Here is a 24,399-nt window from a genome sequence, read left to right on the forward strand (position 1 = left end):
TGACGCGCATGCAGGGCGAGATCGCTCAAGCTTCGAAAAAGCTTATCCATCGGCCCAACGGGGCAGAACTGCCCGAAACACTAGGTGGCGCCCGGCAGGAAAAGATGCTTGCGCTGCACCTGCCAGCCTGCGCAGCTTTACCGACCGCTAGCGAACCTAATCCGCCTCGGCAAACGCTTGCTGGGCATCCCAGCCACCGCCCAACGCGGCAATCAACTGCACGCTGGCGACCAGCCTGCCCTGAAGCAAGGTCAACACACTGCGTTCGTTGCTGAGCGCGGTGGTTTGGACGTTGACGACATCCAGGTAGCCGATCAGTCCGGCACGGTACTGGTTTTCGGTCAGGCGCAGCGATTCACGGGCAGCATCCAGCGCTTCCTGGCGTACCACGGCTTCGTCCCCATACACCTTGAGCTGAACCAGATAGTTCTCGACCTCTTTGAAGCCATCGAGCACGGTTTGCCGGTACTGGGCCACGGTCTGGTCGTATACCGCCACGGTGCGATCCACCTCGGCACTGCGCCGACCGGCGTCGAACAGGGTCATGGCCAGCGAAGGCCCCACCGACCAGTAGCGGTTGGGCAGCTCGATCCAGTTGCTGAAGCTGCTGCTGGAGTACCCACCGCTCATGCTCAGGCTCAAATCCGGGAAGTACGCCGAGCGCGCCACGCCGATGTTGGCGTTGGCGGCCATCACGTTACGCTCGGCCGAGGCGATGTCGGGGCGGCGCTCGAGCAGTTGCGAAGGCAGCGACACAGGGATCTGCGGCAAGGCCGGGATGCGTTTGCTATCGGCCAGGGCGAAGTCCGCCGGCGCCTTGCCCAGCAGCACAGCGATTGCATTTTCGTACTGCGCGCGCTGCCAGGCCAGATCGATCAGGTCAGCCTCGGTGCTCTTGAGCTGGGTGCGCGCCTGCGCCACGGCATCGGGCCCGGCAACCCCAGCGCGGTACTGGTTTTCGTTCATTCGCAGCGAACGTGCATAGGCGGCCACGGTGGCCTCCAGCAAGCGCTTCTGCTCATCGATCACACGCAGCTGCAGGTAGTTCTGCACCAGCTCCGACTGCAGGCTAAGGCGGATCGCCGCCAGGTCCGCGAGACTGGCCTGGGCACTGGCCTCATTGGCATTGAGCGTCTCGCGCAACTTGCCCCAAAGGTCGATCTCCCAGCTCACGCCAAGCTGGGCGTTATAGGTGTTGCGGATGCCGCTGCTGTTGTTCGACAGGCTCGAACTGCTACTACCGGTGCCCTGGGCCGAGCGGGTCTTGCCCACGGAAAGGTCCAGGCTTGGGAACAACGCGCCCCGGCTGCTACGCACCAAGGCCTGGGCCTGACGGTACTGGGCCTCGTATTGGGCAACGGTCTGGTTGTTGCGGTTGAGTTCCTCGACCAGGGCATTGAGCTCTGCATCGCCGTAAATCTCCCACCAGGCGCCGCGGGCAATCGCATCGGAGGGGTTGGCCTGGGTCCAGCCCTCGGCCTGCTTGAACTGCGCTGACGTGGCGGTTTCCGGGCGGTGATAGTCCGGGCTCAGGGTACAGGCGCTGAGCAGCGCCACGCAAAGCCCGGCGCCGACCAGGCGCGAGCCGCGCCCACGGGTGAGCAGCTTCAGGGCGTGGTGAAGTGGGGTCTGGGCAAAGTTCATAGCGGGGTATCCAGTGCGGCGTCGGTGCGCACGCCACGCCAGCGGTTGAACCGATGGCGCAGGCGGTCGAGGTACAGGTAGACCACAGGCGTGGTGTAGAGGGTCAGAACCTGGCTGAACACCAGGCCACCGATGATCGTCAGGCCCAGGGGCTGGCGCATTTCGGCGCCCTCGGCACGGCTGAGCAGCAGCGGCAGCGCGCCGAGGATAGCGGCCAGCGTGGTCATCAGGATCGGGCGCAGGCGCAGCAGGCACGCTCGGCGGATGGACTCCTCCGGGCTCAGGCCATCGTTGCGCTCCAGTTGCAGGGCCAGGTCGATCATCAGGATGGCGTTCTTCTTCACCACCCCGATCAGCAGGAACAAGCCCAACAGCGAGATCAGGCTGAACTCGCCCCCGGTGGCGTACAGCGCCAGCAAGGCGCCCACCCCGGCCGAAGGCAAGGTGGAAAGAATGGTCAGCGGATGGATGTAGCTTTCATAGAGGATACCCAGCACCAGATACACCAGCACCAGGGCGCCGAGGATCATCAGCGGCTGGCCCTGGGTGGTCTTGGCGAAGGCATCGGCGGTACCGCCAAGCTTGGCGATCACTTCCTCCGGCAGGCCGAGCTTGGCCACCGTGCGCTCCACCGCGGCCATGGCCTGGTCGGGGCTGTAGCCTTCGGCGACGTCGAAGGCGATGGCTTCGGAAGCGAACTGCCCTTCGTGGCTGACACGGTCATTGGCCAGACTGTTCTCGTAGCGGGCGAAACTCGACAACGGCACACGCGCACCGTCGGCGGTGATCACCTGGACCTGTTCCAGGGTGCTCGGGTCCCAGGCGTACTTTGGGTTGATCTCCAGCACCACTTGGTACTGGTTGAGGCTGTCGTAGATGGTCGAGATCTGCCGCTGGCTGTAGGCGTTGTTCAGCACCGTGGTGACCATCTCCATGTCGATCCCCAAGCGCTTGGCCTGGTCGCGGTCCACCACCAGCGTCACCTGCTGGGTACCGGCGCCGTCACGGGCATCGATGGCCGTCAGCTCGGGCAAGGCGCGCAGGGCTGCGACCACCTTCGGAAACCACTCGCGCAAGGCGCTCAAGTCGCCACTTTGCAGGGTATAGAGGTACTGCGAGGTGGATTGGTCACGCCCGCCTCCGCCCAGCTGCAAATCCTGGTCGGCCATCAGGAACAACCGGCCACCGGGCACCTTGGGCATTTCCTTGCGCAGGCGTTCGATCACCTGCTGGGCCGACAGCTTGCGCTCGCCGATGGGCTTGAGGCGCACCAGCACGAAGGCATTGTTGGTCCCACTGTTGCCGCCAATGAAGCCTGCCACGCTCTCTACCGCCGGGTCGGCCAGCAAGGCGCGGCGGTAGATTTCCATCTTCGGCTGCATCACGCTGAACGACAGGCCATCGTCGCCACGGATGAAGCCCTGCAACTGCCCGGTGTCCTGCTGGGGCATGAGCGTCTTGGGCACCACCACGTACAGGGCGATGTTGACACCGATGGTCACCAGCAGGCTGATCAGCGTGAGCCGCTTGTGACGCAGCGCCCAACCCAGGCTGTGGTCGTAGGCCGCCACCATGCGCTGGTGCAATTGGTCACTCCAGCGCTGCAGGCGGTTCTGTTCCTGGGCGTGGGGTTTGAGCCAGCGCGAGCAAAGCATGGGGGTGAGGGTCAGCGACACTAGCAGCGACACCAGGATCGCCGCGGCCAGGGTGATGGAAAACTCCTGGAACAGCCCCCGCACGATGCCGCCCATGAACAGGATGGAAACGAACACCGCCACCAGCGAGACGTTCATCGACAGCAGGGTGAAGCCCACCTCCTTGGCGCCGAGGTAGGCCGCGCGCATGGGCGGCTGGCCATCCTCGATATGGCGGGAGATGTTCTCCAGCACCACGATGGCATCGTCCACCACCAACCCCGTGGCAAGGATCAACGCCATCAACGACAGGTTGTTCAAAGAGAACCCGCACAGGTACATGATCGCGAAGGTGCCCACCAGCGAGACCGGCACGGCCAGACTGGGAATCAACGACGCACGGACATTGCCCAGGAACAGATACACCACCAGGATCACCAGCACCACCGCGATCAGCAGGGTGTGCTCGGCTTCCTTCAAGGTGGCCTTGATCACCGGCGAGCGGTCCATGGCCACGTTGAGCTTGACGCTTGCCGGCAGCAGCGACTGCAAGGCTGGCAACTGTGCCTTGATCTCGTCGACGGTCTGGATGATGTTGGCGCCGGTCTGGCGGTTGACCACCAGCAGCACCGCGGCCTGATCATTGAAAAAGCCACTGTTGTAGCGGTTCTCGACGCCGTCGGTGATGCTCGCCACATCGGACAAGCGCAGGATTGCGCCGTCCTGCTGGCGGATCACCAGCGGCTCGTAGTCCTTGGCTGTTTCCAGCTGGTCGTTGGCACGCACCTGCCAGTTGCGCTCGGCATCTTCGACGAAGCCCATGGGCCGGCGCTGGTTGGCATTGGCCACCGCGGTGCGCACTTCATCGAGGGACAAGCCGTACTGGTTGAGCAACTGGGGTTCCACCGAGATGCGCACCGCCGGCAGCGAGCTGCCGCCGATCTGCACTTCCCCTACCCCGCTGACCTGGGCCAGGCTCTGGGCCAGGATGGTGTCGGCCATGTCGTAGAGTTGGCCTTTGGACAGGACCTCGGAGGTCAGCGACAGCACCATGATCGGTGCCTGGGAGGGGTTGATCTTCTTGTAGGTGGGCATGCTGCGCATACCGCTGGGCAGCAGGTTGCGGGTGGCGTTGATCGCAGCCTGCACCTCGCGCGCCGCACCGTCGATGTCGCGTCCCATGTCAAAACCGATGATCACCCGGGTCGAGCCCTGGTTGGAGCTGCTGGTCAGCGTAGTGACCCCGGCGATGCTGCCAAGCTTGCGCTCCAGCGGCGTGGCCACGGTGGCCGCCATCACCTCAGGGCTGGCTCCCGGCAAGTTGGCCTGCACCACGATCACGGGAAAGTCCATCTGCGGCAATGGAGACACCGGCAGCAAGCCGAAGCTCACGCCCCCCAAGAGCATGATCGCCAGGCTCAGTAGCATGGTCGCCACAGGCCGGCGAATGAACGGGCCGGACAGGTTCATTGGAAGCTCCAAGCCACGAGCTGCACGCTAGGAGAAAGAGCGTCGCCGCCGATCATGCTGCCTCCTGCGTCAAACCCTGCTTGCCAAAGCGGCGGGCCAGACGGTCGAAATACAGGTAGATGACCGGCGTGGTGAACAGCGTCAGCACCTGGCTGACCAGCAGCCCACCCACCATCACCAGGCCCAGGGGCTGGCGCAGCTCGGCGCCGGAACCGGTGGCAAGCATCAAGGGCACGGCACCGAACAGCGCTGCCAGGGTGGTCATGAGGATCGGCCGGAAACGCAACAGCGCCGCCTGGTAGATGGCATCGCGCGGGGCCATGCCCTGGTTGCGCTCGGCCTCCAGGGCGAAGTCGATCATCATGATGGCGTTCTTCTTGACGATACCGATCAGCAGGATGATGCCGATGATGGCGATCATCCCCAGGTCGTTGCCGCTCAGGATCAAGGCCAGCAAGGCACCGACCGCCGCCGACGGCAGGGTCGAGAGAATCGTCACCGGGTGGATGTAACTCTCATAGAGCACGCCCAACACGATATACATGGTGACCACCGCTGCAAGAATCAGCAGCAATGTGCTCGACAACGACGCCTGGAAAGCTTCGGCGGCACCCTGGAAGCGAGTCTGTACGCCCAGGGGCATCCCGATTTCCTGCTGTACCTGCTCGATGACCTTGACCGCTTCGCCCAGGGACGCGCCATGGGCCAGGTTGAACGACATCATCACGGCCGGGAACTGACCGATATGGGAGATCGCCAGCTGCGCCTGACGCTGCTCGATCCTTGCCAGGGCCGACAGACGTACCTGGCCGCCATCGGTGGCCTTGACGTGGATCGACTCCAGTGCCTGCGGGCCAATGGTCGAGGCGGTCTGCGACTGCAGCACGACGCGGTACTGACTGGCCTGGGTATAGATGGTGGAAATCTGCCGCTGACCGAAAGCGTCGTACAGGGCGTTGGTGATCTGCGACACGCTGATGCCCAGGCGGCTGGCCATGTCGCGATCGATCACCAGGTACACCTGCAGGCCCTTGTCCTGCAGGTCGCTGGCCACATCCTGTAGCTCCGGCCGCTGCTGCAGGGCCTGGACCAACTTGCCACTCCACTCGGCGAGCAGGTCGGCGTCGGGCGAAGAGAGGCTGAACTGGTATTGCGTACGGCTGACCCGGTCTTCGATGCTCAGGTCCTGCACGGGCTGCATGAACAGGCGGATCCCCACCAGCTTGTCGACCTGCGGCTGCAGGCGGTCGATGACCTCGCTGGCAGTGACATCCCGCTCGCCGTGTGGCTTGAGGTTGATCAGCAAGCGACCGCTGTTGAGCGTGGCGTTGTCCCCATCCACGCCGATGTAGGAGGAAAGGCTCTGGACCGCCGGGTCCTTGAGGATCACCTGGCTCAGCGCCTGCTGGCGCTCGCTCATGGCGGCGAACGAGGTGGACTGGGGCGCTTCGGAGATCCCCTGGATCACGCCGGTATCCTGCGCCGGGAAGAACCCTTTGGGCACGATGACGTACAGCAACACCGTCAGCACCAGGCTTGCCACCGCCACTAGCAAAGTCAGCGGCTGGTGCCTGAGCACCCATTGCAGGCCTCGGCCGTAGCGTTCGATCAGCCAGTCGATCCAGGCGCCACTGGCACGGTAGAAGCGCCCCTGCTCTTCATCCTTGGGCTCACGCTTGAGCAGCCGAGCGCACATCATCGGGGTCAGGGTCAGGGACACCACCAGGGAAATCAGGATCGCCACCGCCAAGGTGATGGCGAACTCGCGGAACAGCCGGCCGACCACGTCAGCCATAAACAGCAGCGGGATCAGCACCGCGATCAGCGAGAACGTCAGCGAGACCAAGGTGAAACCGATCTGACGGGCACCTTTGAGCGCCGCCTGCATCGGCGTCTCACCCTCTTCGATATGCCGGGAGATGTTCTCCAGCATCACGATCGCATCGTCCACCACAAAGCCGGTGGCAATGGTCAGGGCCATCAATGTGAGGTTGTTGACCGAAAAACCGGCCAGGTACATCACGCCGAAGGTGCCGATCAAAGACAGCGGCACGGCAATCGACGGGATAAGGGTGGCGCTGAAACGGCGCAGGAACACGAACGTGACCATCACCACGAGTGCGATGGCGATCAACAGTTCGTGCTGCACGTCCTTGACGGCGGCACGAATGGTCTGGGTACGGTCGGTGAGAACGGTGACATCCAGGCCGGCCGGCAAGTTATCGGTGATCGAGGGCAGCATTTCCTTGATCAGGTCGACCACTTCGATGACGTTGGCACCCGGCTGACGCTGGATGTTCAGCAGCACCGCCTGGTTCTCGTTGGCCCAGGCTGCGAGGCGCTCGTTCTCGGCGCCGTCGACGATCTCGGCGACATCTTTCAGACGCAAGGGCGCGCCGTTGTTGTAGGCCAGGATGAGGTTGGCGTACTCCTCGGGTGAGCGCAGTTGGTCGTTGGCGTCGAGCATCGACACCCGCGTCGGGCCGTCGAAGTTGCCCTTGGGCTGGTTGACGTTGGAGGCGCCGATCAGAGTGCGCACGTCGTCCAGGTTCAGGCCGTTGGCCGCCAAGGCATCGACATTGACCTTGATACGCACCGCCTGACGCTGACCGCCGGCGATGCTGACCATGCCCACCCCGCTGATCTGGGCGATCTTCTGCGCCACCCGGGTATCGACCAGGTCGTTGAGCTTGGGCAGTGGCATGGTCTTGGAGGAAATGGCCAGGGTCAGCACCGGGGTATCGGCCGGGTTGACCTTGTTGTACACCGGTGGCGCCGGCAGATCGCTGGGCAACAGGTTGTTGGCCGCGTTGATCGCCGCCTGGACCTGTTGCTCGGCGACATCCATGTTCATGTCGAGGTTGAAGCGCAGGGTCAGCACCGAGGCCCCGCCGGAGCTGGTGGAGGCCATTTGCGTCAGGCCTGGCATCTGACCGAACTGACGCTCCAGGGGGGCCGTGACTGCGCTGGTCATGACCTGGGGGCTGGCGCCGGGATACAGGGTCATGACCCGGATGGTCGGGTAATCGACCTGGGGCAAGGCCGAGACCGGCAACAGCTTGTAGGCGATCAGGCCGGCCAGGACGATGGCCAGCATGCTCAGCGTGGTGGCGACCGGGCGGAGGATGAACAGGCGCGAGAGGTTCATGCGCCCGCCTTGCTCGACTCACCAGCCTGGGCCGAGCCCTTGGCGTCCTGGCCTTGCAGATGCTGCCCGGGAGTGGTCGGCACCTGAGAGCTGTCTTGGACGACCTCCACCTTGCTGCCTTCGCGCAGACGGTCGGTGCCCTCGAGCACTAGGCGATCACCGGCGGCCAGGCCTTCGAGCACTACGCTCTGCTCACCGTCGCTGGGGCCGACCTTGAGCTTGCGGATATTGACCGTGCTCTGGGCGTTGACCACATAGGCGAAGGTGCCGTCATTGCCAAACTGGATGGCTGCGGATGGGGCCAGCAGCACCTGTTTGAGGGTATCGGCCAACAGGCGCACGTTGACGAACTGATTGGGGAACAGGGCCTGGTCCTTGTTATCGAAGCGGGCCTTGAACTTCAGGGTGCCAGTGGTGGTGTCTATCTGGTTGTCCAGACTGCCCAGCACACCGGTGGACTGCAGCTTGCTGTCGCTGCGGTCCCAGGCCTCGACTGGCAGGGTCGCGCCGCTGCGGTAGCGCTCGAGCACGGTGGAAAGCTCGGTCTCGGGCAAGGTAAAGGCCACGCTGATCGGCTCGGTCTGGGTGATCACCACCAGGGCGGTGGTGTCGTTGGCGGCCACCAGGTTACCCAAGTCCAGCTGGCGCAGGCCTACCCGGCCACTGATGGGGGCGCGGATCTGGGTGAAGTCCAGGTTTAAGCGAGCATCGTTGACCTGCGCCTGGTTGGTCTTGACCAAACCCTGGAACTGCGCGACCTGGGCCTGGGCAGTGTCCAAGGTCTGCTTTGCGATGCTGTCTTCGGCATACAGGCCTTTATAACGGGCCAGATCGACCTGGGCGTTCTTCAGCTGGGCCTGGTTCTGCGCCAGGGTGCCTTCTGCCTGCTGCAGGGCGATGCGGTAAGGACGCGGGTCGATTTCAGCGAGCAGATCGCCGGCCTTGACCTGCTGGCCTTCCTTGAAGTGAATCTTGACCAGCTCACCGGCCACCCGGCTACGGACGTTGACGGTATTGGTTGCCGTCACAGTGCCCAAAGCCTTGTAGTACAGCGGGAAATCGCCGACATGCACGGGCTCCACACGCACCGGTACCGGATCGGTGGAACCACCGAAGCCCGGACGCCCCATGCCCATGCCCATGCCTTTGCCGGGCCGTCCGCCCGGCTTCGCCGTATCAGGCGTAGCTGCAGGCCACAGCCACCAGGCCAGGAGGGCCACCAGCAGCAGGATCAGCAGGCCGACGAGCCAGCGACGCGGGGAACGAGAAACGGAAGATTGCATGGGTTGAACGAACCTTGTTCAGGAAATGACGACTGGGGAGGATGAACGATAAGCACTGACACCGTATTAGCAAAGGACCTTTACCAGGCATTTACCTTCGGCTTACGTTGCCAAGATGCTGAACTTTAAATGAAAACGGCCTGGAGATCGCTCCAGGCCGTTACAACGTGTGACCGCTGGGGCACACAGCCCCCGGCCTGTTTACTTCAGCACGGCCAGCGCCGCATCGTAGTTCGGCTCGTCAGCGATTTCGCCAACCAATTCGCTGTGCAGGACCTTGTCGTTTTCATCCAGCACCACCACTGCACGGGCAGCCAGGCCGGCCAGCGGGCCGTCGGCGATGGCCACGCCGTAGTTTTCGAGGAACTCGCGACCACGCAGGGTCGACAGGTTCTTCACGTTCTCCAGGCCTTCGGCACCGCAGAAACGCGCCTGGGCGAACGGCAGGTCGGCAGAAATGCACAGCACCACGGTGTTGGCCACGTCGTTGGCCTGGGCATTGAATTTGCGCACGGAGGTGGCGCAAGTCGGGGTGTCGACGCTCGGGAAGATGTTCAGCACCTTGCGCTTGCCAGCGAAGTTCTGCAGCGAGGTGTCGGCCAGGCCTTCACCGACCAGGGAAAACGCCGGTGCCTGGGCGCCGACCTGCGGCAGATTGCCTTTGACCTGTACCGGGTTGCCTTTGAGAGTCACTTGAGCCATGACGAGATCCTTATGCGGGGTTTTGAAAAGGACACTGAGTTAAGCATGAAGGCGCGCAAGTGCCTATCGGAAAAGTTAAATTGTTCTAATTCCAGGATTTTTTTGTGGACAATAAAAAGACCCAAATGGCGACAAACCATCCGGGCCTTTCTCTTTATACAGTGTCGGCAGGTCAGCCCAGCAGGCTATCGACCACCGAATAGACCACCGAGGACATGGCCACCAGGCCCAGCACCACGACGAAGACGTTGGACATTGCTCCACTGTACTTGCGCATCGCCGGCACACGGCGGATGGCGTACATCGGCATCAAGAACAGCAGCGCAGCGATGATCGGGCCGCCAAGGGACTCGATCATGCCCAGGATGCTTGGGTTGAGGGTCGCGACGACCCAGCACACCACCAGCATCAGCGCAGCGACCACACGGTCCATGGCCTTGGCACCTGGGCGCAGGCCAGCCTTGCCGATGATGCCCTTGAGACCCTCGCTGGCGCCGATGTAGTGGCCCAGGAAGGATTTGGCGATGGCGATGAAAGCGATCAACGGCGCGGCGAAGGCAATGGCCGGGTTACTGAAATGGTTGGCCAGGTACGACAGGATCGACAGGTTCTGTGCCTTGGCCTCGGCGAGCTGGGCACTGCTGAGGGTCAGCACGCAGCTGAAGACGAAGAACAGCACCATCGCCACCATCAGCAGGTGAGCGCGCGCCAGGATCTGCCCGCTGCGCTCGTCGGCGTGCTCGCCGTAGCGGCGTTTCTGGTCGACCGCAAAGGCTGAAATGATCGGCGAGTGGTTGAAAGAGAACACCATCACCGGGATCGCCAACCACATCGTATGCAGGAAGGCCGAACCCGACGGCAGTTGGCCTGCGCTGTCGAGGATGCCGCCATTCCAGTGCGGTACCAGGTACAGGGCCAGCAGCGCCAGGGCGACGATGAATGGGTAGACCAGCAGGCTCATGACCTTGACCGTCGCCTGTTCGCCGCAGCGCACGATCAGCAGCAAGCCGAAGATCAGCAGGAACGACAACAGCGCCCGCGGTGGCGGAGTCATGTGCAGCTGGTGCTCCATGAAGCTGCTGACGGTGTTGGTCAGAGCGACGCTGTAGATGAGCAGGATCGGGAAGATGGCGAAGAAGTACAGAACGGTGATCAGCGCGCCGGCTTTGATGCCGAAGTGCTCTTCGACCACCTCGGTGATGTCGCCGCCGCTGCGCCCGGAGAGCACGAAACGGGTCAGTCCGCGGTGAGCGTAATAGGTCATCGGGAAGGCCAGTACGGCCAGGATAAGCAGCGGCCAGAAGCCGCCAAGGCCGGCGTTGATCGGCAGGAACAAGGTTCCGGCGCCGATTGCCGTGCCGAACAGGCCCAGCATCCAGGTGGTGTCTTGTCGCGACCAGCTGCCGAGGGTGGCTGGGGTCGATTCTTCGAAGCGTTGTTCAACGCTTGGGGCCTGCTCATTCATTCCGGGTGCAACTCCACTCGCAAGACTGCAACAGGCTGAGAGCGGCGAAACAGAAGGCTTCGCACACCTCAACCGAAAAGAGGGGCGCGATTGTGCGCTGATTGGGTTGCACTTGCATAGCCCCGCCCTACAGACGGTTGCACCTATCAGGTAGGAATTCTCCGAAACGCGGCATCACCCGCCAAACGTCGACGGTTGCACGTCGAAAAACAATCGCGGGAATACGGCCCATCGCTGTCCGGTTATCATCCATGCCGATTCTCTGGTACCGGCCTGCTCGAAAGGCATTGCGCCGAGGCGCTCATCAACAGCGCCGAGCTGCATTCGATAGCGCACATCGCGGCGCTCAAGCAGGCGCACGACCAAGGCCAGGATCCTAACTCACTCTCAGCGTCCAGCGAGCAATGACAATGGCCATCACAGCCAGGGCGAATGTCACCCATGACATCAAGCCAATGCCTCCTTCAAAGGCATTCACGGCGATGCTCATCAACTCGCTGGCCTGATCGCCTGTCAGTGCCGCCGCTACGGCATGGGCGCCGGCCAATGTTTCGCTGGCGAGGTGCTCTTGTATCGGCGTGAGAAACGCCGGCAAATCTAGAGCTCCGCGATAGTGGGCGGTAACCAAACCTCCCAATACCGCCGTCCCCAGCACCACCCCCACTTCATAGGCCGTTTCGCTGATCGCCGATGCCGCTCCCGCCTTGGCGGGCGGGGCAGCCGACAGAATCACGTCATTGGACACCGTGGCAATTGCTCCCACGCCAATATTCAATAAGGCAAAGGCGACTACCACGACCGTCAGGCTAGCGCCAAGACTGGCAACCAGTAAAAACGCGGCACCGGTAAACGCTAGCAGTACGGGCACCAACACAGGCACCGGTACCCGTTGAACAACGGGTACCACCAGCATCCCTACGATAATCGCCAAGACTTGTCCAGGCACCAATGCCAAGCTGGCATTGAGCGCAGACATACGCAAAACGATTTGCAAGAACTGCGTGGCGAAAAAGACAAAGCCGATCAGGAAGGCCAAACTCATCAGGTTGATGACGACAGAACCGCTGAACGTCTTGTTGCGAAATAGCGCCAGGTCCATCACGGGAACCGGCAGCCGCAGTTGACGCCGCACAAACAGCCAGCCACTTGCCGCGCCGACGACAAAGGCTGTCATAGCCAGACTGTTCACGCCTTCGCCGGCTACGTGCTTGATGCCATAGACCAGCGCCCCCAGGGCAACCATTGACTGCAGGATACTCAAAGGATCAAGGGGACCGGACGCATCAGGTTCTGACTCGGGCAACAACCATGGCCCGAGGATCAGCAGCGGCATCAGTATCGGCACCGCCAGCAGGAAGATCGCCCCCCAACTGAAAAACTCCAGCAGCACGCCACCAATCAAAGGGCCGAGCGCCGAACCCACCGTCAAGGTGGTTGCCCAGATGGCGACAGCCAGGCGCCGCTCTTCCCGGTCCTCGAAGACCGACCGGATCAATGCCAGTGTCGAAGGCATCAGCATGGCGCCAAAGATCCCCATACAAGCCCGCCCGCCAATCAACTGCACGGCACTGCTGGAGTAGGCGGTCATGATGGACGTGATGGCAAAACCCAGGGACCCGACCAGCAGCAGTTTACGATGACCTATCCGGTCTCCCAGGCTGCCCATGGATACCAGCAACCCGGCCAGCACCAACGAGTAGGCATCAATCATCCATAATTGCTGGCTGGCAGTGGGGTGAAGCGCCTCGGCAATCTTCGGCAGCGCGAAACCCAGGACGGTGTTATCCACCGTCACCAGTAATACCGGCAACATCAATACCGCCAGACCCAGCCAGCGATTGGACCGAGGCCCTGGCTGCCTTACTTCAGTTATCGATGACATTTAAAGAGTTCCGTAATCAGGCAGAAAATCACAGACACGCACACTCGCTGTGATGTTCACTTAAAGCGACGTCCCATTAGTTTCGGACGCGACGTTTCAGCTCAGCAGAGAAAAAATCTGTTGACAGTCCACGGCCCCGGTATCAAGACGTTTGCCCAAAGCGTTAGAAATAACTTGCAAATCACCTTTGAAACATTCGTAGTCTCGACTTCCGACATTGTTCATCAAGCGCTCCACGCCTTGAACCAGTGCCTCGCGATGGCGACAAGCTTGATCATTTTCCAGCTGTATGTCCCAGTACAACTCCGGTGAGTTGACCAGAAGGCGAGACAGCAGCGCCATCATGGTACGCATTGGAGGCGGCATGACTTCCTCGACGAGCGCCAAGTCCACCGAAGACTGCACCAAGGCCATGCCGAACCCAAGAATGGCGGCATGAGGTAACGACTGACAAAGCGCCATCAATTCGTCATGGGCAGCAGGCGTCATGCGCCGGGTCTTCATACCTGCCTCTGCCAGGTGTTGTTCAATGAAGGTTACCGATGCGTTGTTGTCCTCCATACAGATAGCCACCGTCCGCCCCTGGACCGAGAGGTTGGGCGAAAACATCGGGTTAATGCCGATGAACTGTTGGTGGGGAGACAAAACTTTCAAGGCGTTGTAGAAAGGACTTTGTACCGAGCAGGAGGGCATAAATACAACGTCTGAGGAAACCGCCTGAAGGACCCAGGGAATGGCACGGATTGCCACACGTTCAGGCAACGCAAAAACCACGGCCATCGTACCGCGGAATATATGTCCGCTGTTGCTGAATGCGTCGTTCACATCCACTTCGTAGTACTCATTCCCAACGCCGCCAGGACGACAATCCAGTACTTTGGTGTGGTAACCGTACGGGTTGAGAACACGACAGATAAACGAACCCACGAGGCCGGCGCCCCCTAGCACGACAACTGTGTTGTCCTTCATTGTTCGCTCCCGGCGACAAAGCTGTAATAAGGGACACTGGCCTTCACCAGGATCTCTTCGAGTTCCTGGTGCGGATCGGAATGCGCGACGATGGCGCCGCCGATACCAAACTCAGCCTGGTGATTTTTTAAAACTGCCGTACGAATGACGACACTCAACTCCGCTCCACCACTAAACGAAATCCAGCCCAGTGCCCCGGCGTAAACGCCCCGAGCCGATGTTTCCAAAGTATCAATGATTTCCATGGTGCGTTTTTTCGGAGCGCCGGTCATCGACCCCCCAGGGAAACAGGCCCTGATAGCTTCGACAGTTGATACACCGGGCGCCAACTGCCCGCGTACTGTCGAAACCAGCTGATGCACAGAGGAAAAACTTTCGACCGAGAAAATGTCCGGAACATGCACGCTGCCTGGACGGCAGACATGATTCAAATCATGACGAACCAAATCGACAATCATCAGGTTTTCAGCGCGATCCTTGGCTGAGACAGCCAAATCTTCGCGCAATCGTAGATCCTCATCGACGTCGTTGCCTCGTGCGCGCGTTCCCTTGATTGGCCGGGACTCAATCAGACCGCTGTCGTCAATACTGAGGAAGGTTTCAGGTGAGGCGCTTAATATCGAGAACTGGTCAAACATCAAGTACGCGCCATAGGGTACGGGGCTCGCCTCGCGCATCCTCTGGTAAGCATTGAGCGGTGCACCGTGATAAGCCATCCTGGCCCGATTGGTCAGACATATTTCATAGGATTCACCATCAATAATGTATTGCAGCGACCGCTCGATCTTACGGATATAATCCTGTGGATCATCTTCAAGGAGCAGCTCGAGTTCATTCACTGCCCCTGGCACGAACGGCTGATGTTCACTTGCAATCCGCTCCTCAGGCAACAAAGCTGGGGGCAATCGCGGCCATTCGAGCCGTTGGCCAACTTCCCCGATTAGACACTCGTACAGTTTTTGGCAGTGGTGGTCGAAGACGAAGAAATGCGGTGCGAAAATGAAGCTGGCGTCAGGATACTCCGAACAATAGGCTTTGCGTCCGCCCACCAATGCTTTCAACTCATAACCCAGGTATCCTACGAAACCACCCTTGAAGGTAAATGGCAGGTCCTGTGGCATTGTCAATTGCACCGATTCGATGATCTGGTCGATCAACGTGAAACAATCGCCTTCTACCTGAAGACGCCCTTTGGGGCCCTCCAGGGTGAGGCGCTCATGGTTAACGCTGTACTCAAGACGGATGGCTCCCTGAGCCTGGCCGCTGCCCATGATGGAGTATCGGGCGTTGGGTCTTTCCGAGTGTTCGCTGTCGAGCCAGAAAGCATACCGGTCAGTGGCATAGCACTGCGAAAACAAAGCCAGTGGTGTGAAGGTCCCGGGATACTCTCGATACACCAACTGCATATTCGACACGCCACCGACAGAGAAAAAGGCGTCTTTTGCTGACTGGCGCCTAACGCCGTTCCCCGAATGCAAATGATGAATGCTGTTGTACTCCAGCGCCATTCGCACAAAATTACCAAGTAACGCATGTCCATACTCGGAGTCGATGGACTCAGGATGGAACTGCACCCCCCAGACCGGTCGATTGATGTGCTCAATTGCCATGATCACTCCATCATCCGTCCACGCGGTGCAGTGCAATTCGTCTGGCAAGTGCGTGCACGCCAATGAGTGGTAACGGACCACGTCGAACTGTTCCGGCAGATCACGGAACAGTCCTGTCCCTATATGGGTGATACGGCTGCGGTAACCATGTACCGGCTTAGGGGCGTGAGTGACCGTCCCGCCGAGGAATTGCACAACTCCTTGATGCCCCAGGCAAATCCCAAGCAGGGGGACCGGCGATTGGAGAATGACATCGCCACACACACCGAAATCCAGGCTAGAGCCCGGATGCCCAGGACCAGGCGAAAGCACCACGGCATCGTAGTTTTCAATGTTCAGTTCCCTATAGGGGACTGTATTGGTCACCACATCAACACACACCCCAGTCAACTCATATAAGTACTGGGCAATATTTTGAGTAAACGAGTCAAAGTTATCAATCAGCAATATCTTCATGACTAATTTCCCTGAATCAGGCGTTGACTGATCAGCCGGGCTTCCTGTACACACGTCTCCTCGATAATAAGCTTGAAAATTGACTCGACATACGCAGAATTCAAGCCGACCTGCAATGACTGCTCCTTGAGATGGCCGAGAATCTGGGAAATGCGCTGTGGCTGCATCATCGGAATACCATGCACAGCCTTGAGTTCCGCAATATCCATGCAAACCCGCATACGCTCGCTCAATAGATCAACCATCTGACTGTTGATCGAGTCCAACTGATCACGCTGTGTTTGCAAAATAGCTGATGTATCGGGTGGAGAAAACCGTCCCTGTTTTGTCATTCTCAAATCCCCTATTAATGCGCCACGAAATAGCAGTCCTTTGATCGTCAGCCCTGAGAAACTTGCTCAATCACCTGACGGCCACAGACCTGCTTGTATGATCTCGTTCAAGGCGTTTCCTAATTGACGGATGTCGCTTTCACCGTGGTCGGCAGATATCGCGAAACGCAGCATCGCTTTGCCTTTGGCGATGATTGGATAGAACACTGGAAATAGCAGCACGCCGTTGGCGCGCAGGATTCTGGCCGCTTTTATACCCGTCTCTTCCGTTTCGAAAAGCGCGCCCCTGACGGGCGACTGGATACCCGCATTGAGCATGCGATTACCGGTGACAACATCAAAAAGACGCACGTTTTTCCACAGGCGCTGTTGCAACACAGCGATCTCTTCGCTGAGGTGGATCTTTGCCGCAGCAACATTTGCCGCCAGCATGGGCAACATGATCGAGTGGCCAAATATCAGTGGGTTGGCGAGGGTCTGTATTGATTCAATATCACGTTGATTGGCCAGCACAACAAACCCGCCGGCCCCACCAAACGCTTTGGACATTGAGCCAGCCAGCACCATGTTTGACGGCAATACATGTGCTACCGAGTCAAAGGCATAGCCAGCACCATGCCGGCCGGTAATGGAGATGCCATGGGCATCATCCACATAAAGATAGCCACCGGCCTGTTCCAACTGGCAAGAGAGCTCTGCTATCGGCACCAAACCACTCATCGAACCGATTCCGTCGATTAACAAGATCGGGGTTTCCTGACGCTCGATACAGCGTTTCAACGCAGCCCTCATTGACTCCGGGTCGGTAGACTGCACCCGGGAAACTTCACCGAACTGCTGGAGAACCCCTCGAAGCACCTGCATAGAGGCATGGGCTGTCTTGTCGAGTAGCCAGTGCACGCGCCGCTGAATCGGATAGCCTTTTAATGAGCCGCTGCCAAGCAGGGGTAAAACGCCAAGGTGCACGCTGCTGGTCGAAGTAAAGACACTGACCCCGCAACCTTGATAAATGGAACCTAGCAAAGATTCGAGCTGCGGAAGGTAGATCGGTCGCATGGCACTGCGGGACGAGGATAAATGCAATCCCCCGACCACCATGGCTTGACGTGCCGCTTCTATCAAGGCTGGATGAGTTTCAAGACCGAGGTAGGAACACGACACAAACTCGGTGAACGTGTCGCCGCCTTGTAATGTGACACGTTTGCCCTCCCGGCTGGCAACGGTAAAACCTGTCAGGCCCTCTTCATATGCAGTGACTAGTGCGCCAGTGGTATTGTCACGACGGATTGTCATCCAATCCCGCCCGATATCCGTACCCATTGCCCCAACTCCCTTTGTTCAAAAATCAGTGGACCAACGACCAACGGACATGACTGAACTGCCGGTGCTATCGGACACTGACTGATCCACAATGGTCCGAACCTCCGTTAGGCCGTGTTGCTCAAATAACTGACGTACGGCTTGGCCTTGATCCTCACCATGTTCGATGACCAGCCACCCTTGAGGCGTCAGCAAATCAACAGCCAAACTGATAATTTGCCGTATGAGGTCAAGGCCATCCCCCCCTGAATAGACCGATGCTTGCGGGTGATGACTGCTCCACTCTGGCAACAATTCAAGGCCTTCGGGGACGTAAGGTGGGTTGGCCACAATCAGTCCTACCCGACGGGTGAATGGGGAAAAGGCCGATTTATCGCGAATGTCTGCCTGCAGGGCTTGGACCTTTATGCCTTTTACCGCCATGCGGGCAACGTTGCGATTCAGGTACTGAAGAGCGACCTCGTCAAATTCCACGCAAGTGACTACCAAATCGGGCCTGCGTCGAGCGATTGCCAAGCCAATCGCGCCGCTTCCGGCACACAAGTCCAGAACGTGGGCGCCCCTGCCCACTTGCCCACCGCTCAGCCACTTATGGATAACCGTGCTATGGGTTCGAGGGATGAACACACCGCTGCCGACCACCAGCGGCAACTCATCAAACACCACCCCCCCGACAATATGTCCCAAGGGGACACGATTGCATCGCTCACTGACAGCTACCATGAACTCATCAAGCGCGCGTTTTCTATTGGCACGTATGAGAAAACGGTCGACCAGACAATTTAAGTCATCATCCAGATCCCAAACATTTGCCTCCTTAAGCAACTGCCGCGCACGAGCCACTGCTTGCTGCTCTAGTTCATCCAGGATCATGACCATTCCTCATAGTACCGAGAAAGTTTTACCCGCATGGACTCATAAAGATAAGAAAACGCAACCAATTCCGGCGGTGGCGTGTAGGATGGGTGTAAGTCAGAAATTAGCTTCTGATAATTACCCGACAACGCTTTGTCGAGCAGTGGCAGCCAGTAAGGCTTTACGTTCCAGCGATATTCATAGCCGGTGGCAAACATTTGTTTGACCGTTTCCTTGACGGTCTCTTCACGGGCCAGGCCTGCCAGGGGGGCACGGACGGGGCTAAACGCACTCAAATCCAGGCCGGTGTTAGGCACGCCTGTGAGGTAGTCCGCGATGTAACTTGCCAACAATGGGGATTGGTGCAATCCATCACGATAGGTACCCGTCGCCAGCCACAAACCCTCCATTCCGCACTCACCAATTAACGGAAAGCCATCGGCAGGAATCGGTCGGTTCCCAATCTGGATGGATATGATTTCGGCATCATGCAAGTCAAGGTTCAATTGATCCACAGCACAATCGAGCAGGAACTGAACGTCTGAAACCAATGCCTGTTGCTTCGGCCTTTCGGAAAGAATGTTGGTAGCCCCTAGGTACAATACGCCGTCGCCTCGGGGTACGCAGTGCAAGCCACAAGCGAAGGCACGATTAGGTGTACGTATCACTGAGTCCGGTAGGGATAGATGGTCAGGCAGCTTCACCAAAATGGAAACACCGTATCCACTGAACAACGGCGGTATCTTTTTTACAAAATGATCAAAATCCCTAAGCAACTCCAACGATTGTACGCCGGCGGCCACCACGACTTTTTCCCCACGCAGAACCTCACCATTGCTGAGTTCGACTCCAGCGGCGGCCCCACCTTCGGCCAACACTCGCCTGGCGTTTTCGCGCCTCAAGGTACCGCCCTCAGCCAGCAATGCGACATCCAGCTTTTCCAGTAGCAGGTGGGCGTTTACTGAGTGTTCGTTCGGGATGAACAAACCACGCAGTGGGCGTACCAGATGGTTGGGGCTAAGCCACGCCAGGGCACTGGGCTCGATGGACTCGTAAGGCTCCTCATGCTCCTGAAGGGTGTGTTCAATGACTTCGTAATTGACGGAGTCGACCTAGTCCATCCCTGCACTGTTAAGCAGAACATGAGTGCCAATGGCAGTGAACAAGGGCTGGTTATTTCCCGCTGAGCGGGCCAAACGCTCCGCCCACGCGGGCCAGAGATCTTGCGCTTGGCGATCCATGCGCAGTTTGAGGCGTCCATATTCGCTGGCAAGAAGGCCGCTGGTCACCTCGCCAAAACACCCATTCATTGCTCCGGCGGCTTTGGATGCAGCATTCACCCGGTCGGTCTCGCCGACCCTGCACACATTTAGACCCCGCGTAGAGAGTTCATAGGCAATAGAGCCACCGATAGCTCCCGCCCCTACAACTATGACGTCATACACCATATTTTGCCCCATCAAGGAAAATGGCGAGTTCGAAACTTATCGGAAGAATACGCCCCAATAAGCCTTCGAATTAATTACGCCATTTCATGATAGGCGCCAGACACCGGAGCGCAACTAGCGAATCTTCCCATTACCTAGCAGGCGACATCCCACACATCGAATTACCAACTAAACATTACGTGCAATAACGCTCAAAATACTTGAAAAGCACTTGCGCCACATTCAATAAAATTCAAAATACTTTTCTAAAAATAGAAAACTTAAAAATCTTCCGCCCCCATGAATTGGAAGCGTGGGCTGCATTGCTAACAACGCAAATTAACCTTATGAGATTGTGCCAACCTGCACTGGGCGCACCGCGATGTGTCGATGGCGGCGGTATCGGGCATCCTATGTTCGCCGGCGTATGGGCTGGCGCGTCCCTTGGTTTTCGTCCAACGGCAGCCGCTTCAACGAGGACTTCGCCGTGAGCATCACCACCGACCGCACCGTGTAGTAAAACGACGAGCCCTATATGAGCAGGAGCAACGAGCGGGAGCTGCCCGGCTGAGTAGGTTCCATCGGAACAACGACGGTGAGGTGAATGAACTAGGGGCCTGACGTGAAGGCCCCTTGTTTCAGGCGAACAGCCTACCGGACACCAAGCAGGTGCCCTTCAGGGTCTCAACCCTGCTGCACAGCCGCAAACGCCTCGGCCACCCGACGCAGGTTAGCCGGACGCAGGCCGGACATGCACACCCGACCACTGTCGATCAGGTAGACGCCGAACTCGTCACGCAGGCGACGCACTTGGGCGACGCTGAAACCGGTGTAGCTGAACATGCCGCGCTGGCGCAGGAAGAATTGGAAGTCCTGGCCCGGCAGCAATTCGCCCAGCAGGTCGACCAGACCCTGGCGCATGTCGAGGATACGCTTGCGCATCACCTCGACCTCAGCCACCCATTGGGCGTTGAGCTCGGCATCGCCCAGCACGCCGGCCACCAGTTGCGCGCCATGGCAGGGCGGGCTGGAGTAGTTGCGGCGCACGGTGGCCTTGAGCTGGCCCAGCACGCTTGCGGTGGTGGCTTCGTCATCGCAGACCACCGACAGCCCCCCTACCCGCTCGCCGTACAGCGAGAAGATCTTGGAGAAGGAGTTGCTGACCAGGCACGGCACGCCGGCACGGGCCATTTCGCGGATCGCGTAGGCGTCTTCCACCAAGCCTTCGCCGAAGCCCTGGTAGGCGATGTCGAGGAACGGAATCAGCTGACGCGCCTTGACCACTTCCACCACTTGCTGCCACTGGTTCTGGTTCAGGTCGACGCCGGTGGGGTTGTGGCAGCACGGGTGCAGCAGGACGATGCTGTTGGGCGCCAGGCCTTGCAGGCACGCCAGCATGCCGGCGAAGTCCACGCCACGGGTGGTCGGGTCGAAGTACGGGTAGGTGTGGACCTTGAAGCCCGCACCTTCGAAGATCGCGCGGTGGTTATCCCAGGTCGGGTTGCTCACCCAGACCTCGGACTGCGGGAAGTAGCGCTTGAGGAAGTCGGCGCCGACTTTCAGGGCGCCGGAGCCGCCGACGGTCTGCACGGTGGCCACGCGCCCGCCGGTCACGGCCGGATGATCGGCACCGAACATCAGCGCCTGAATCGCCTGGCGATAGCTGCCCAAGCCTTCCATCGGCAGGTACAGCGAGGCTTCGTGGGGCTGGTCGGCCAGGCGCTTTTCCACCTCGCCCACTGCCGCCAGTTGCGGCACCACGCCGGCTTCATCGTAGTACAGGCCGATACTCAGGTTGACCTTGTCGGCACGGGGGTCGGCCTTGAAGGTCTCCATCAGCGAGAGAATCGGGTCGCCGGCATAGGCATCGACATGTTTGAACACAGCGCACAGCTCCTTGGATCAGGACAGTTCGGGAAATGCTGCCCCGAGAATACCCTCAGTGAGGCGTGAGGAACATCACTGATGTGCAAGGTGTTCAATGCAGCCTTGCACGGAGCCCTGGGCCGCACCTTTGACTCGGCATCAGCGCTGCCCCTTTTGCGGTTGAACCCGCTCCCACAGGGGCTTGCGCAAGCCCTGTGAAAGCAGCGGTTGTATCCGCGAAGGCCGGCCCGGGCGCGTTCAGTCCGCCAAAGCCTTGAGCCCCTGCAGCTCCTGCTCGGTCAGCGCCACCCCTTCACGCTGCGCCACCTCGCGCTCACGGTAGCGCCGTTCCCCTGGCATGCGGGTCAGCCCTGCTTCCTGCATGTGATCGACCAGCGCTCGGCTGCGCTGGGCAAAGCGTTGCCCTTCGGCCTTGGTCGGGTCGATGACGATGATCAATTGCCCAGTCCAAGGCGTCTTCGCCCCCGGATGCCCGGACCAGTCGAACTCCCAGGAGAAATGCCCACCGGTCAAGGCCGCTGCCAGCAATTCGACCATCATCGACAGCGCCGAGCCCTTATGCCCGCCAAACGGCAGCAGTGCGCCACCTTCGAGAATCGCCTTGGGGTCGCAGGTCGGCTGACCCTGGGCATCCACACCCATGCCCGGCGGCAGTTGCTCGCCGGCCCGCGCGGCGATCTGTACATCACCATGGGCCATGGCGCTGGTGGCCATGTCGAAGACGATCGGATCGTGCCCGGCGCAAGGCGCGGCAAAGGCGATCGGGTTGGTGCCAAACAGAGGCTTGCGTGCGCCATGGGGCACCACGCAAGTCATGCTGTTGACCACGCTCAAGGCCACCAGCCCCTCGTCGGCGAACGGTTCCACGTCCGGCCAGAGCGCTGCGAAGTGATGCGAGTTGTGGATCGCCAGTACCGCGATGCCAGCCTTGCGCGCCTTTTCCACCAGCAAAGGCCGCGCTGCGGCCAGCGCCGGCTGGGCGAAACCGCCACCGGCGTCGACCCGCACATAGCCAGGGGCCAGATCGCTCACCTGCGGCTCGGCGCGCCCGTTGACCCAGCCACTGGCCAAGGTCGAGACATAACCGGGAATACGAAATACCCCGTGGCTGTGGGCGCCATCGCGCTGGGCGCTGGCGCAGTTGTAAGCCAGCGCCGCGGCGACCGGCTCGGCACAACCATGACGCTGCAGGATGCGTTGCAACAACGCCTGCAGCTCGGCGAAAGGCACGCGCACGACGGGGCTTACGGAAGGTGCGGACATCTGGAGCTCCTGTTCTTGTACTTCTTGGACGTGGAATGGCTACAGCGCAAGCAATGGCAAAACTTATCCCGCGAATGACAGCTATCTGTCAATTGTTGACTTGATGACAGAAAACATCCATTTTCTATCGCAAGCCTCACCCATCCCGGAGTCGACCATGAGCCAACCGATCAAGCAACGCCTCGAGAGCAGCCTGCAAAGCGCCGCAGCCTCGGGCCGCAAGATCGCCAGCTACATGCTCGCCAACCTGCACGAGTTGCCGTTCCAGACGTCGGCCAGCATCGCGACCAAGCTTGGCGTCAGCGAATCCAGTGTCGGGCGTTTCTGTCGCTCCCTGGGTTATGCCCACCTCAAGGCGCTCAAGCAAGACCTGCAGAACGACCTGGGGGACGGCCCTTGGCTAGTGGGAGATCGCCTGCAAGAGTATCGCCAAGGCGAGGACGACAGCGAGAGCTCCGGCAGTCTTGACCTTGAAATCGCTGCATTGGTGCGCGTGCATGAGTACCGCCGCAGCCAGGCCTGGCAACAGGTCGCCCAGCGCCTGGCGAGCAAGCGCCGCGTGTTCATCGCAGGTTTCCAGACCGAGCGCGGCGTGGCCATGTGCATGAGCCATTTGCTGCAATACCTGCGTGATGGCGTGCAGCTGGTCGATGGCAGCGCCGGGCATTTCGGCGACGTGCTGCTGGGCCCTGCCCAGGACAGTGCCCTGGTGGTGTTCGAGGCGCGCCGTTACTCCCGCCATGCCCTGCTGCTGTGCAGCAAAGCACGCGAAGCGGGCATTCCGGTCACCCTGGTGACCGACACCTTCTGTGATTGGGCCGATGCCAACGCCGACGAGGTGTTCCGCATCCCCACCGAATTCAACCTCTTCTGGGAGTCCACCTCGGCAATGCTGTCGTGGGTGCACCTGATGGTCAACGAGGTCTGCAGGAAGCTGGGACCTGATGTTGAAAGACGCTTGGAAGCAACTGCCGCTCTACATAACGCATTCGTCGGCTACACCTCGTGGCCAACGGGAAAACAACAATAGCAAGAGTGAAAGTCCAGAGGTG

At 60.0% G+C, this 24,399-nt stretch carries 15 protein-coding genes and 3 pseudogenes; 3 read left to right on the forward strand and 15 right to left on the reverse strand.

The genetic code is table 11. The features are described from left to right. Positions 1–156: 156 nt before the first annotated feature. The 6 genes from AB1N67_RS12890 to AB1N67_RS12915 all read right to left on the reverse strand — a co-directional run bounded on the left by AB1N67_RS12890 (position 157) and on the right by AB1N67_RS12915 (position 11,346). Positions 157–1,644, reverse strand: a complete 1,488-nt coding sequence (locus AB1N67_RS12890) for an efflux transporter outer membrane subunit (RefSeq protein ID WP_070571375.1) — start codon at positions 1,642–1,644, stop codon at positions 157–159. After that, positions 1,641–4,748 (reverse strand): efflux RND transporter permease subunit, encoded by a 3,108-nt coding sequence (locus tag AB1N67_RS12895; protein ID WP_090346531.1) that lies wholly within the window; start codon positions 4,746–4,748, stop codon positions 1,641–1,643. Before AB1N67_RS12895 ends, AB1N67_RS12890 begins: the two co-directional genes overlap by 4 nt. A 52-nt stretch (positions 4,749–4,800) precedes the next feature. Continuing rightward, positions 4,801–7,896: an MdtB/MuxB family multidrug efflux RND transporter permease subunit gene (locus tag AB1N67_RS12900; RefSeq protein WP_043214252.1), complete on the reverse strand. Its 3,096-nt coding sequence runs from the start codon at positions 7,894–7,896 to the stop codon at positions 4,801–4,803. After that, positions 7,893–9,179: an MdtA/MuxA family multidrug efflux RND transporter periplasmic adaptor subunit gene (locus AB1N67_RS12905; RefSeq protein ID WP_043214250.1), complete on the reverse strand. Its 1,287-nt coding sequence runs from the start codon at positions 9,177–9,179 to the stop codon at positions 7,893–7,895. Before AB1N67_RS12905 ends, AB1N67_RS12900 begins: the two co-directional genes overlap by 4 nt. Before the next feature lie 201 nt (positions 9,180–9,380). Beyond that, positions 9,381–9,881, reverse strand: a complete 501-nt coding sequence (gene tpx, locus AB1N67_RS12910) for a thiol peroxidase (RefSeq protein WP_043214248.1) — start codon at positions 9,879–9,881, stop codon at positions 9,381–9,383. A gap of 172 nt (positions 9,882–10,053) precedes the next feature. After that, positions 10,054–11,346 (reverse strand): serine/threonine transporter, encoded by a 1,293-nt coding sequence (locus tag AB1N67_RS12915; protein WP_043214245.1) that lies wholly within the window; start codon positions 11,344–11,346, stop codon positions 10,054–10,056. Positions 11,347–11,581: 235 nt separating this feature from the next. Between AB1N67_RS12915 and AB1N67_RS12920 the strand changes: the two are divergent. Further along, positions 11,582–11,718: pseudogene (locus AB1N67_RS12920) on the forward strand (precorrin-4 C(11)-methyltransferase); the annotation flags it as partial. A 4-nt stretch (positions 11,719–11,722) separates the two neighbouring features. Here the strand turns inward: AB1N67_RS12920 and AB1N67_RS12925 are convergent. The 7 genes and pseudogenes from AB1N67_RS12925 to AB1N67_RS12955 all read right to left on the reverse strand — a co-directional run bounded on the left by AB1N67_RS12925 (position 11,723) and on the right by AB1N67_RS12955 (position 20,230). Next, on the reverse strand, positions 11,723–13,159 hold the full coding sequence (locus tag AB1N67_RS12925) for an MFS transporter (RefSeq protein WP_148921538.1): 1,437 nt from the start codon (positions 13,157–13,159) through the stop codon (positions 11,723–11,725). Between the two features lie 165 nt (positions 13,160–13,324). Next, positions 13,325–14,197 carry a prephenate dehydrogenase dimerization domain-containing protein gene (locus tag AB1N67_RS12930; RefSeq protein WP_182943113.1) on the reverse strand — a complete coding sequence of 291 codons (873 nt, stop codon included), beginning with the start codon at positions 14,195–14,197 and terminating at the stop codon, positions 13,325–13,327. Continuing rightward, positions 14,194–16,263 carry an aminodeoxychorismate synthase component I gene (pabB, locus tag AB1N67_RS12935; protein ID WP_367863028.1) on the reverse strand — a complete coding sequence of 690 codons (2,070 nt, stop codon included), beginning with the start codon at positions 16,261–16,263 and terminating at the stop codon, positions 14,194–14,196. Before pabB ends, AB1N67_RS12930 begins: the two co-directional genes overlap by 4 nt. Before the next feature lie 2 nt (positions 16,264–16,265). After that, positions 16,266–16,595 carry a chorismate mutase gene (locus AB1N67_RS12940; RefSeq protein WP_182943111.1) on the reverse strand — a complete coding sequence of 110 codons (330 nt, stop codon included), beginning with the start codon at positions 16,593–16,595 and terminating at the stop codon, positions 16,266–16,268. A gap of 66 nt (positions 16,596–16,661) precedes the next feature. Then, on the reverse strand, positions 16,662–17,915 hold the full coding sequence (locus tag AB1N67_RS12945) for an aminotransferase class I/II-fold pyridoxal phosphate-dependent enzyme (RefSeq protein ID WP_182943109.1): 1,254 nt from the start codon (positions 17,913–17,915) through the stop codon (positions 16,662–16,664). Between the two features lie 18 nt (positions 17,916–17,933). Next, a complete protein-coding gene (locus tag AB1N67_RS12950) occupies positions 17,934–18,788 on the reverse strand; it encodes a HemK/PrmC family methyltransferase (RefSeq protein WP_367863029.1) in 855 nt (284 codons plus the stop codon). Beyond that, positions 18,785–20,230, reverse strand: a pseudogene (locus AB1N67_RS12955) (NAD(P)/FAD-dependent oxidoreductase). The gene AB1N67_RS12950 and the pseudogene AB1N67_RS12955 overlap by 4 nt, the downstream one beginning before the upstream one ends. A gap of 318 nt (positions 20,231–20,548) precedes the next feature. Between AB1N67_RS12955 and AB1N67_RS12960 the strand changes: the two are divergent. Beyond that, a pseudogene (locus AB1N67_RS12960) lies at positions 20,549–20,702 on the forward strand (DUF899 family protein); the annotation flags it as partial. A 179-nt stretch (positions 20,703–20,881) separates the two neighbouring features. Here the strand turns inward: AB1N67_RS12960 and AB1N67_RS12965 are convergent. Further along, on the reverse strand, positions 20,882–22,081 hold the full coding sequence (locus AB1N67_RS12965; protein WP_367863030.1) for an aromatic amino acid transaminase: 1,200 nt from the start codon (positions 22,079–22,081) through the stop codon (positions 20,882–20,884). Between the two features lie 240 nt (positions 22,082–22,321). Beyond that, on the reverse strand, positions 22,322–23,347 hold the full coding sequence (locus AB1N67_RS12970) for an Ldh family oxidoreductase (RefSeq protein ID WP_102081890.1): 1,026 nt from the start codon (positions 23,345–23,347) through the stop codon (positions 22,322–22,324). Between the two features lie 157 nt (positions 23,348–23,504). Here AB1N67_RS12970 and AB1N67_RS12975 point away from each other — a divergent pair, with 157 nt between their 5' ends. Next, positions 23,505–24,377 carry a MurR/RpiR family transcriptional regulator gene (locus AB1N67_RS12975; protein ID WP_043214236.1) on the forward strand — a complete coding sequence of 291 codons (873 nt, stop codon included), beginning with the start codon at positions 23,505–23,507 and terminating at the stop codon, positions 24,375–24,377. Positions 24,378–24,399: the final 22 nt, after the last annotated feature.

The sequence above is a fragment of the Pseudomonas guariconensis genome (assembly GCF_040822035.1).
In the GTDB taxonomy this organism is placed as follows: Bacteria; Pseudomonadota; Gammaproteobacteria; order Pseudomonadales; family Pseudomonadaceae; genus Aquipseudomonas; species Aquipseudomonas guariconensis.

Bases quoted from the DNA above. Each gene is read 5' to 3' on its own strand.
- AB1N67_RS12890 (WP_070571375.1), bottom strand. From the start codon at position 1,644: ATGAACTTTGCCCAGACCCCACTTCACCACGCCCTGAAGCTGCTCACC.
- AB1N67_RS12895 (WP_090346531.1), bottom strand. From the start codon at position 4,748: ATGAACCTGTCCGGCCCGTTCATTCGCCGGCCTGTGGCGACCATGCTA.
- AB1N67_RS12900 (WP_043214252.1), bottom strand. From the start codon at position 7,896: ATGAACCTCTCGCGCCTGTTCATCCTCCGCCCGGTCGCCACCACGCTG.
- AB1N67_RS12905 (WP_043214250.1), bottom strand. From the start codon at position 9,179: ATGCAATCTTCCGTTTCTCGTTCCCCGCGTCGCTGGCTCGTCGGCCTG.
- tpx (WP_043214248.1), bottom strand. From the start codon at position 9,881: ATGGCTCAAGTGACTCTCAAAGGCAACCCGGTACAGGTCAAAGGCAAT.
- AB1N67_RS12915 (WP_043214245.1), bottom strand. From the start codon at position 11,346: ATGAATGAGCAGGCCCCAAGCGTTGAACAACGCTTCGAAGAATCGACC.
- AB1N67_RS12925 (WP_148921538.1), bottom strand. From the start codon at position 13,159: ATGTTGCCGGTATTACTGGTGACGGTGGATAACACCGTCCTGGGTTTC.
- AB1N67_RS12930 (WP_182943113.1), bottom strand. From the start codon at position 14,197: ATGAAGGACAACACAGTTGTCGTGCTAGGGGGCGCCGGCCTCGTGGGT.
- pabB (WP_367863028.1), bottom strand. From the start codon at position 16,263: ATGAAGATATTGCTGATTGATAACTTTGACTCGTTTACTCAAAATATT.
- AB1N67_RS12940 (WP_182943111.1), bottom strand. From the start codon at position 16,595: ATGACAAAACAGGGACGGTTTTCTCCACCCGATACATCAGCTATTTTG.
- AB1N67_RS12945 (WP_182943109.1), bottom strand. From the start codon at position 17,915: ATGGGTACGGATATCGGGCGGGATTGGATGACAATCCGTCGTGACAAT.
- AB1N67_RS12950 (WP_367863029.1), bottom strand. From the start codon at position 18,788: ATGATCCTGGATGAACTAGAGCAGCAAGCAGTGGCTCGTGCGCGGCAG.
- AB1N67_RS12970 (WP_102081890.1), bottom strand. From the start codon at position 23,347: ATGTCCGCACCTTCCGTAAGCCCCGTCGTGCGCGTGCCTTTCGCCGAG.
- AB1N67_RS12975 (WP_043214236.1), top strand. From the start codon at position 23,505: ATGAGCCAACCGATCAAGCAACGCCTCGAGAGCAGCCTGCAAAGCGCC.